The sequence below is a fragment of the Synechococcus lacustris str. Tous genome (assembly GCF_003011125.1).
Taxonomy (GTDB): Bacteria; Cyanobacteriota; Cyanobacteriia; order PCC-6307; family Cyanobiaceae; genus Synechococcus_D; species Synechococcus_D lacustris.
The window spans coordinates 23026-32128 of the sequence record NZ_PXVC01000016.1 but is presented as its reverse complement, the minus strand read 5'-3'; the positions used below and the strand labels follow the sequence as shown (position 1 = coordinate 32128).

The window sequence follows — 9103 nt, the reverse complement described above, 5'->3', positions numbered from 1 at the left end:
CATCAATAAAGATTATGCAGGGTGCTTTCTTCTTAGCCTGTTCAAATAAATCCCTTACCCTTGCGGCACCGGCCCCCACAAACAGTTCAACAAATTCTGAGCCGGAAATAATAAAGAAGGGCACATCTGCCTCGCCAGCAACCGCTTTTGAGAGCAGTGTTTTGCCAGTTCCTGGAGGGCCCACCAGCAGCACACCTTTTGGAATCCGTGCACCAATTTCGGTGTAGCGYTCAGGTTTTTTAAGGAAATCAACTATTTCGGTTAGTTCGGCTTTTGCTTCATCCACACCAGCCACATCAGCAAAAGTTACCCGTGATTGCTCATCCGGCACATAAACCTTGGCTTTGCTTTTAGTGAAGCTGAGGGCGCCCTGGGCGCCACCGCCGCCACCCATGGCCCTRCGGGCAAAGAATTGCAACACCACAATGAAAATCAGTGGTGGCACCACCCAGCTCAAAATTGTGCTGATGATGCTTGGTTTTTTAGGTGGCGATGCTGCAAATTCCACCCCATGCTGCTCCAGCCGTTGGGGCAGCTCCATATCAAATATTGGTGTGGTGGCAAGCACCGCTGGTTCCCCTTCAACGGGGTTAGCCAATTCGTAGCGAATTTGATCTTGGGTGATGAAAGCCCGCTTCACGGCTCCATCATCAACTTGATTTATGAAYAGGGAATAGGGCACGCGCGGCACCTGCTGCAGGCCCTGGTTRGGCAGGAAGCTGCTTAGTAGCAGWAGTAGGCCAAGGCCAATCAACACCAGGTTSACCACCCCAAAGCGTTTRTTGGGGCTGTTGTCGTCTTGGCGAAGGGCCATAGCCATCAGTGCTGATGTGAACCAAGCTAAGGGCCCCTGCGCCGCCTTTGGGTGTTGATACCTCACCATCGCTTCTATCGGGCTTTGCTTTCAACCTGCTTGGGGCTGCTCAGCATCTTTATGTTGCCGCCTCAGCTGGCCCGCCCCCTAACCCATGGCGGATTCTTGCTGTTGGCTTTGCTGCTGCTGGTTGGTTTAGCTGCKGGGCAMGAGGCAAGCAGTAAYAAGGCYCCYAAACGTGCAAATTATGYTGATCTTTTGTATCCAATAATTGGTTTTGSGGTAATAATCGACCAGGCAWTATTAGCCTCCGGTGGCTTTAARGGYTTTGATGGGGCGATTACTYTGCAGGGCCTATGGGCGCTTTTTGCATCGTTAAGTGCAGCWAGRATAGTGCATTTTTTRTCCCTAGAAAAACGAGTAACAAGTGCTGTTTTGCAGGGGGCAATCGCCGGTTATTTRATGCTCGGCCTTGCCGCTGGCATCGTATTTAATGTTATGGAAGATTTGATTCCAGGTAGTTTTCATGCCATTTCTTCTTGTGTTTCCTCTRGYATTTYAAGTTCAAAGATTGATTTTATATCTTTRAACTATTTTGCTTTTAGCTGTTTATCAACGGTTGGTTTTGGCGATATAGTTGCAACTAATCACCCTGGGGAAATGTTGTCGGTGATTGTTGCAGTTGTTGGGCCGTTGTATTTAGCGGTTGTGATGGGTTTATTGATTGCAAGGGTTACCGCCAGTGAAACCAGCGCTGAGGTTGAGGAATCGCTTGAGGAGATGCGCTAAAATTATGTATATGAACTTTTGATTTGTGCTTGCCAAAGTAGATCTTGGCCGAGCACCTGAAGGCTTGTGGCTGAATATTTTTGCTCAAATGTGTTTGGAATGCTGCTGAGTCCCAAATCCCCCAGGGGGGTGCATGCGGCGATGCCACCTAATAGTTTTGGTGCAATAACAGCCGCAATATGTTGAACGCAACCTTGCCCTATGGCGCTCGCTGCTAACTCGGGGCCGCATTCCCACAGCACCCGATTGCAATCACGGCTAGCTAGGGCCTCCATCAGTTGTTGTGGTTTGCATTGATTAAGTTGCAGCCTTTCTATTCCCAACTGATCTAGAAGTGCGATTTTTTCTGCTGCTGCCCCAGGGCCATGGGCCACGAGGGTGGGCGCTAATTCCTGGTTCCATAGTTGGGCTTTTGGGGGGAGATTTAATTCCCTGCTAACCACCACCCGCAACGGTTCCGGTGTGCGCCGCCCCCTGCTTGTAAGCAAGGGATCATCTGCCCTAACGGTGCCGCCGCCAACGATCACCGCATCACAACGGCTGCGCAATTGATGCACCCAGCTTCTCGCTTCTGGGCCGCTTATCCATTGGCTTGCTCCATTGGGCAAGGCGGTGCGGCCATCAAGGCTCATGGCCCACTTCAAAATGCCTTCTGGTTTGCCTGTATTGATGCGATGCAGAAAAGCACTGTTTTGTTTTTTTGCCGCCTCAGCCCCTTCGCCAAGTTCAACCTCAATGCCWGCTTCACGCAGCAGCATTAARCCTTTCCCTGCCACTAATGGGTTTGGATCTGCAATCGCTACCACCACTCGTTTCACACCGGAGCTGAGCACCGCATCCGTGCAGGGTGGGGTGCGACCTTGATGGCAGCAGGGYTCCAGGGTTACGTAGAGGCTGCCGCCCTTTGCTTTGCTGCCGGCCTGTTGYAAYGCCATTAATTCGGCATGGGCTTCCCCTGCCTTGCGGTGATARCCCTCCCCCACCAATTCACCAGCAGCGCTGAGCACCACTGCCCCCACCAATGGATTTGGGCTTGTGAGCCCATCCGCTAAACCCGCCAGCCTYAGGGCCCTATCCATCCAGAGCCGATCAAGCCATTGGCCYTCCATTTAGAGCGGTTGGTTTGGCAATTCGCGCCATTCCTTCACCACAAAAGGCGGCACCGGCAATTCAGTAAAAACRCCWGGAAGCACCAGCCTTAGAGGCCGGTTTTTTTTGATATCACTCAGCAATGGCGCAAGATCAAATTCCGCAGCKGCATCACGGCTATCAGTGCTGAGGGTTGGATTGTTWAGGGTGATATCAGTTAGCGCCCAATGGCGTTCACCGCTGAACACCTCTAAAGCGGTTGGGTGATTTAAACGCACCTTGCCGGGGTAACCCACCACCCTGAGCCTTAATGGCCCGCCGGCTTCACCTTCGCGGTAGGCCACCAGCTGCCAGGCTTGGTAATCCAAATCCCGCAAACTTTCAATGCTGCGTAGCACTGGCACACCATTGCCATCGTTATGGCTTTGAAGTTGGGCCGCAGCTTGATTGCCACAGGGAAGYAGCAGTAGGGCTAGAGCAATAAAAACGCCGAGGATTCGTTCCATTTTTATCAATGCTCTGCACCTGGAATTGCTTGCCAATTGGTGTGGGTTGCCCATAGGGCCCAGATCGCCATCGCCCGCAGGTAGTGGCAGGCGCGGAAACTGTTTTTCGCTGTGATCGCCTCTGGGGTGCGGAATTGCAAGCCCCCTTGATACACCTGCTCCAGCACCGCATCACAGATGGCAAACGCCGTAGTTGGCTCRCCCATTAAACGGTAGTARGCGGCAAGGCCAAAGTTGATTCCCGTCCACACCTCGAGGGGGTGGGTGCCATTGGGATCGAGAGCACTACCATCGCGRCGCAAACCATTTGCAACCCCAAGCCGGCCCCCTTCAAAACCTTCAAAACAGGCTTCCTTGATCGCCGTAAGCGAGCTRATGGCATTGGCATCGCTAACAACAGGCGYTAATCCCAGTAGGCGTGCATAGAAATCACCGCAGAGTTGATCTGCCATCACTACCGGCGTGCCGCTATCGGCATCGATCTTGTAATACTCACCATTCCAAAGCAATTTGTCGAAATTTTCCCTGGATTGCTCCAGCCATTGGCTGAATAAACGTTGCTCCAGCGCTGTATCAAGCCCTAATTCAAGGCTTAGCGCTTGGGCCATCGCCAAGGCTGCTTCYAGGGCAGCAATCCAAAGGGCACCGCAATAGGCGCTCACCCCCTGCAATGCCCAATCATCAAAGGTTTGGTCTGGGGCGCCGCCGTTATCGGGCAGGCCGTCGTTATTGATGTCGAATTCYTTGAGATATTTCAGKGCCTGCACCGCCGCAGGCCARCAGCTGGCYAGGAAATTGAGATCTTTGCCATCGGGTGCCAATTTATAAGTGCGCCACACCTGTAAAACAAAGTCGCTGGCTAGATCTTTCCAAAGATTGCAATCTTGATAGGCGGTGTAGTTTGTGGCATCAAAAGGTCGCTCGTTTGGGGCACCTAAATCATGGGGTGTGGCACCAGCTAATTTGCGTGCCGCTTCCACCCGGCCTTTGCCTTGGGTGAAATACCAGCCGATCGGCCTCAGGTTTGCATCAGCTGCTGGGATAGCCCTTGCAAAACTGCGCAGCACAGCTCGATCTAGGGCAGGCCATAGTTGCAGTAGGGCAAATGAGCCATATAAACGCACGTCTAGGCTTTCATACCAGGCGTAGTCGAGGCATTCGAGCACACCAAATCGACCCTCAGGATCATCTGCAGTGGCGGCTGTCCACAGGCTGCCACCACTGGCAAGGTCGTAGAGCTCATTAAATAAAGCCATGCGCAGCTTTTCCGGTAGGTCGTTGCGCTGCAACACCGGCGCTTGCCAATTGTTGATTTGTTCCCGCCATTGCGGCCATTGCTTTAAAGCTTCACTTGCYATRGCTGCTGCATTTGTGCCGCTGCTGCCGTGGAAATCCGTATAACGCCTCAGGGCCTGGCAGCCGGTGGCAAAGGCYGTTACCGGTAAATCCCAGCTGATCACCACCGGCAGCTCTAATTCAGCGCCTGGTGCTAATTCAAAACTGATGCTYAAAGCAGCGCTGAGGGGATCATTGCTGGCGGCGCTGCGGCGGTCGTTATTACTGKCGGGGATAGTGCCATCAAGGCTGAATTGCTGCCAAAGTTCWGCGCCATCACCATGGGGATTCCAACGGCTGCAGCGTTTYAATTCAACRCCTGCCGGKAGGGATGGCACCGCTAGRCACCATTGACCTTCCCCTTCTTGGATTGGATTACTGCGCTCGCCATCCATAAGGATGCCGTTCATATCTGCTTGATCGATCCAGCGATTGCTTTGGCCTTTGCTTACGCCAATCGCTGGGATATAGGAATGTTCGGGGCTGCCATCATCACGGAAATGCACCTCAGCGCTGGGGTCGGTGTTTTTAAACCAGCCCAGGGTGTTGCGCCAGCTGAGCAGCAACGAAAGCTTTAGCGGTTTTTTGCTTGGATTTTTAAAATGCCAGCGAAACACTGCAACCGGCAGGCTTGTATCKCGATAATTGCCGGGCAATATCGGGCTGAAACTTTCGCATTCCACCTCTGCYTTGAACACGTTCCTGTAGTGGAACCAGCTGAGTGGATATCGGGCGCTATAGGTGCCGGTGTTTTGGTTTGCGCTGCTAGCTGGATACCAGCTCCAGGCGGAAAGGGGTTCKCCCGCCTCTGGGTTTGATGCATCAACYGTGGGTTTAACGGCCAGGCCATGGGCCTTGCTTGTGCTGCCATCGCTTTCAAATAGTGCAAAACCACAATCCGGCAGGTTGCCAAACCAATGCTCTCCCCCATCTAGGTGCCAAAGGTTGAATTCACCTTTTGAATTGCGGCCAATGCAACCAGCACCAAAACCGCCCAGGGGTGCCCCATGCCAAGGGCCATCATCCAAGTTACTGGCATATCGCACGGTGTAAGGCTTATCCCAACCAAGCCCAAAGGGCCTGCTCCAGCTAGCGGTTTGAGGCTTTACAGCCGTTTTACGTTGCAATATCAACTTCAGGGCTGAGAGGCCAAAGGGCGCCATGGGGGATAAAAAGGTGCACCTAGCTTGTCAGATCTGAGCCGCCATCAAATGTTGCTGTTTCTGTCCCTGTGTATGGGKCAAAATGCAAATCACTAGTTGAGATCACCCTGGCCGATGTAAATCCTGCCGTGAGCTTGCATGTGATCGGCACAGATGCGGGTGGGGTGTTGAATTTGCCCCAATCCCTGCAGCTTTTGATTAAGCAGGCCGCATTGGTGGCAGCCCCCAGCCGCTTGGCCTATGCCCCAAGCAGCGGGCAGCAATTGATTTCCACTGATCACCCTGCGGCGGCCATCGAAGCAATYGCCGCTGCTTTGGCAACTTCTAAGCCAACGGTGCTTCTTGCCAGTGGTGATCCGCTTTGGTTTGGCATTGGTCGCCTGCTGTTGCAGCGGTTTGAACCCGCCCAGCTTTGTTTTCATCCAGCACCCAGTTCGATGCAACTGGCCTTTGCCGGCATCGCKCGCCCTTGGCAAGATGCCAGTTGGATAAGCCTCCATGGCCGCGAACCGGAGGCKTTGGCAGCCGAATTACAAAAGCGTCCAGCTGCCTTGATAGTTCTCACCGATCCCAACCGGGGCGGCGCCGAAAGTGTGCGTTTGATCCTGCGGGCTTCCGGCTTGGAGGCCGCCTATGGCTTTTGGTTGTGTGAACAACTAGGCCATCCGCAGCAACGGCTGCAACGCCTAGCCCCCGATGAGCCRTTGCCCGATCCGCTTGATCCGCTCCATCTGGTGCTGTTGCTGGCMGAGCCGCCTGCTGACATTGAGGCCGCCGGCCTGCCCCTGTTTGGCCTCGAGGATGGCTTATTTCTGCAGCAGGCCGATCGCCCCGGCTTGATGACCAAGCGTGARGTGCGGATTCAACTGCTAGCTGATTTGCAATTGCCGGCCMAGGGAGTGCTTTGGGACATCGGYGCTGGYGTGGGCAGCGTTGGCCTTGAGGCCTTGCGGCTGCGGCCGGCGCTGCAGCTGTGGGCCCTGGAATGCAGGGGTGGCGGAGCTGCATTGATAGAAGCCAATGCCCGCCGTTTGGGGGTTCAACCCGCTGGGGTGTTGGAAGCTAGTGCCCCTGAAGCCCTGGCCCAGCTGCCTGATCCCGATCGGGTGTTGATCGGTGGTGGTGGCCGCCAGCGGGCTGAAATCCTGGCGGCGGTGCTCACCCGCCTGCGGCCAGCAGGTGTGGTGSTGTTGCCCCTTGCCACCCTSGAGGCCCTTGCTGAATTGAGGCCCCTRTTAGTTCAATCCGGCTGCCAAGTATCAATCACACAACATCAAGCCTGGCGWGGTGCACCGCTTGCTGATGGCACCCGKTTGGCGCCGCTCAATCCAGTTTTGGTATTGCGGGGCTTCCGGCCTTGATGCCTAAGGCAGCTGCGCGGCCAGCYTCTAAYTCGATCACTTCATCAACMGGTTCAATCGGAATAATTTGAGGACAAGGTAATTTCAAGCATGGAGATTGATTTGCTTTTACTTCAACAACTGTGCCGTTTCTGATAAATACTAAATCCAATGGCGCGCATTTATACATATTAAAAGCCACCACYCGGGGCTCCGCAAAACGAAACCACATACCCCTCCAGGGGCCGAGGGCTGGKCGATTGCTTAGGCCGAGCACATATTGCTCATATGTTTTGGGTATTTCTAAATCGATGCAACCTTGGGCCACGCACCAGCGCGCTTCCGTTGGCAGGTATTGRRCTGGAGTTGCATTAATCGGTTTTGCGCTAATGCAAGAAAGGCATAAACTTGCTGAAAATAGTGTTGCTAATTGCCTCTGTTTGTTTGWCATGATGGTTTTTTAGGAATCGKTGCTGCGTAGGCAGTAGCCGTGGCCCCGCACCGTGTGGATGAGGCGCTTTTCACCATCGGCTTCCAATTTGCGCCGCAGGTAGCGCACATACACCTCAATGATATTTGCTTCGCTTGTTTCAGTTAGGCCCCACACCTGCTCCAAAATCGTTTTTCGGCTTACGCATACCCCTGGCTGCTCAATTAATATCAGCAGYAATGCATATTCCCTTGCCGTTAGGCCAAGGTCGCGRTTACCMCGCCAGGCGCGCCGTTCTTTTTGATCTAAGCGCAGGTTCCCGAGGCTTAGTTGGTGTGRATTGATTGCTGCAATTGAWTTGGGAGTTTGTTGGTGCAGCTGGATCTGATGGCGCAGCCGTTGCAARAGGTCGCTGGGTGGTGCATCAGCTAACCAATAATCATCGGCGCCCCATTCAAGGCAAAGGCTGCGGGCGGCAAGATCATTGTGGCTTGCTTCTAGCAGCAGGGCTGGTGCATTTTCCTCGCCGTAGTAGTTGCGCAACTGCACGCAAATAKCGCARGCATCTTTAGATATCAACACCGCCGCTAATTGCACACCAGCGAGCAATTTGGGCACTTCCGCCTGCTTGCAACTGAYGCTGCTGTAGCCAGATGCTTCCAGGCGATCTTTTAGTTGTTGCGCTGCTGCGCCAACCAATAGAAGTGCTGCCGGTTGATCCACGTTTAATCCGGCAGTGCTGGTTTTGCCACATGGGGTAAACCCCAGCCCAACTTTTCACCTAGCACCCTGAAAAATTCATGGTCTTGCAGGCGAATAAAGCGGGCTGGTTCATCACTGCGGCGAATTAAAACACGGTCTTCTGGCCACACATAACAACCGGCGCTGCCATCTACCACCATCATCAAACGCTCTGGAGTAGCAGGAAAAACCGTWACCGGTTCGCTATCACTAAAAACCAGAGCCCTTGAAGCAAGGGAATGGGGGGCAATTGGCGTGAGTTGCAGCACGGGGCAATCGGGGGTGATCACCGGCCCGCCAGCGCTTAGGGCATAGGCGGTGGAGCCGGTGGGGGTTGAAAGGATCACCCCGTCAGCTGAGATATCAACGGGGGCATGGCGACCGATGGCAATTTCGAAATGGCACATGCTTGTTAAAGGTTCCCGGTGCAGGGCCATTTCATTGAGGCAAAGCACCTCCCAACGCCGCTGGTCGCCCCGCAACACACTCACCACCACCATGCTGCGCTCTTCAACACTCCAGCGGCCAGCAATTATTTGCTCAAGGGCACCATCGAGATGCTCCAGGTAGGTTTCAGCCAAAAAACCCATGTGGCCAGTGTTGATCGTGAGCATCGGCACCGCCACAGGGGCGGTTTGGCGGGCAGCCGATAACACCGTGCCATCACCACCTAAAACAATGGCCAGCGACATCTCACGGTTAAATCCAGCTGGCACACAGGCGGCATAGCCCAGCATGCGCAGGTGTTGGTCGGGGTTGGCAAAACCCACCATTCCACCGGCACTACTTACCCGCACCACATCCCAGCCGGCTGCTTTAAGCCGCGCTTCGATGCGATCGGCGGTGCAAACGGCKAGGTCTTTACCGTCGTTAACGATCAGTCCAGCGCAGGACAT

At 54.2% G+C, this 9103-nt stretch carries 9 protein-coding genes; 2 read left to right on the top strand and 7 right to left on the bottom strand.

The window, feature by feature from the left end; all coding sequences use genetic code 11:
* Positions 1 to 814 (bottom strand): ATP-dependent metallopeptidase FtsH/Yme1/Tma family protein (locus C7K08_RS05475; RefSeq protein WP_133165158.1); only part of this gene is annotated, 814 nt, incomplete at its 3' end.
* Between the two features lie 393 nt (positions 815 to 1207).
* Here C7K08_RS05475 and C7K08_RS15425 point away from each other — a divergent pair.
* Positions 1208 to 1603: a potassium channel family protein gene (locus C7K08_RS15425; protein ID WP_161955820.1), complete on the top strand. Its 396-nt coding sequence runs from the start codon at positions 1208 to 1210 to the stop codon at positions 1601 to 1603.
* A 2-nt stretch (positions 1604 to 1605) separates the two neighbouring features.
* Here the strand turns inward: C7K08_RS15425 and ribD are convergent, their stop codons facing one another.
* Genes ribD through C7K08_RS05455 form a run of 3 tightly spaced genes read right to left on the bottom strand, consistent with a single transcriptional unit; the run spans position 1606 to position 5696 of the window.
* Positions 1606 to 2682, bottom strand: a complete 1077-nt coding sequence (gene ribD / locus C7K08_RS05465) for a bifunctional diaminohydroxyphosphoribosylaminopyrimidine deaminase/5-amino-6-(5-phosphoribosylamino)uracil reductase RibD (protein ID WP_106499642.1) — start codon at positions 2680 to 2682, stop codon at positions 1606 to 1608.
* Positions 2683 to 2712: 30 nt separating this feature from the next.
* Complete coding sequence (locus C7K08_RS05460; RefSeq protein ID WP_106499637.1) at positions 2713 to 3198, bottom strand: DUF3122 domain-containing protein; 486 nt, start codon at positions 3196 to 3198, stop codon at positions 2713 to 2715.
* Positions 3199 to 3203: 5 nt separating this feature from the next.
* A complete protein-coding gene (locus C7K08_RS05455) occupies positions 3204 to 5696 on the bottom strand; it encodes a GH116 family glycosyl hydrolase (protein WP_106499636.1) in 2493 nt (830 codons plus the stop codon).
* A gap of 128 nt (positions 5697 to 5824) precedes the next feature.
* Between C7K08_RS05455 and cbiE the strand changes: the two genes are divergently transcribed.
* Positions 5825 to 7057, top strand: a complete 1233-nt coding sequence (gene cbiE / locus C7K08_RS05450; protein ID WP_241537078.1) for a precorrin-6y C5,15-methyltransferase (decarboxylating) subunit CbiE — start codon at positions 5825 to 5827, stop codon at positions 7055 to 7057.
* On the opposite strand, the gene C7K08_RS05445 is transcribed toward cbiE, so the two are convergent.
* Genes C7K08_RS05445 through C7K08_RS05435 form a run of 3 tightly spaced genes read right to left on the bottom strand, consistent with a single transcriptional unit; the run spans position 7020 to position 9103 of the window.
* Positions 7020 to 7487 (bottom strand): DUF192 domain-containing protein, encoded by a 468-nt coding sequence (locus tag C7K08_RS05445; protein ID WP_106499635.1) that lies wholly within the window; start codon positions 7485 to 7487, stop codon positions 7020 to 7022. The two genes, cbiE and C7K08_RS05445, sit on opposite strands and share 38 nt — an antisense overlap.
* 9 nt (positions 7488 to 7496) lie before the next feature.
* Positions 7497 to 8189, bottom strand: a complete 693-nt coding sequence (locus C7K08_RS05440) for a response regulator transcription factor (RefSeq protein WP_161955819.1) — start codon at positions 8187 to 8189, stop codon at positions 7497 to 7499.
* A 2-nt stretch (positions 8190 to 8191) separates the two neighbouring features.
* Entirely contained in the window at positions 8192 to 9103 is a 912-nt protein-coding gene (locus C7K08_RS05435) for an NAD(+) kinase (protein ID WP_106499633.1), read from the bottom strand.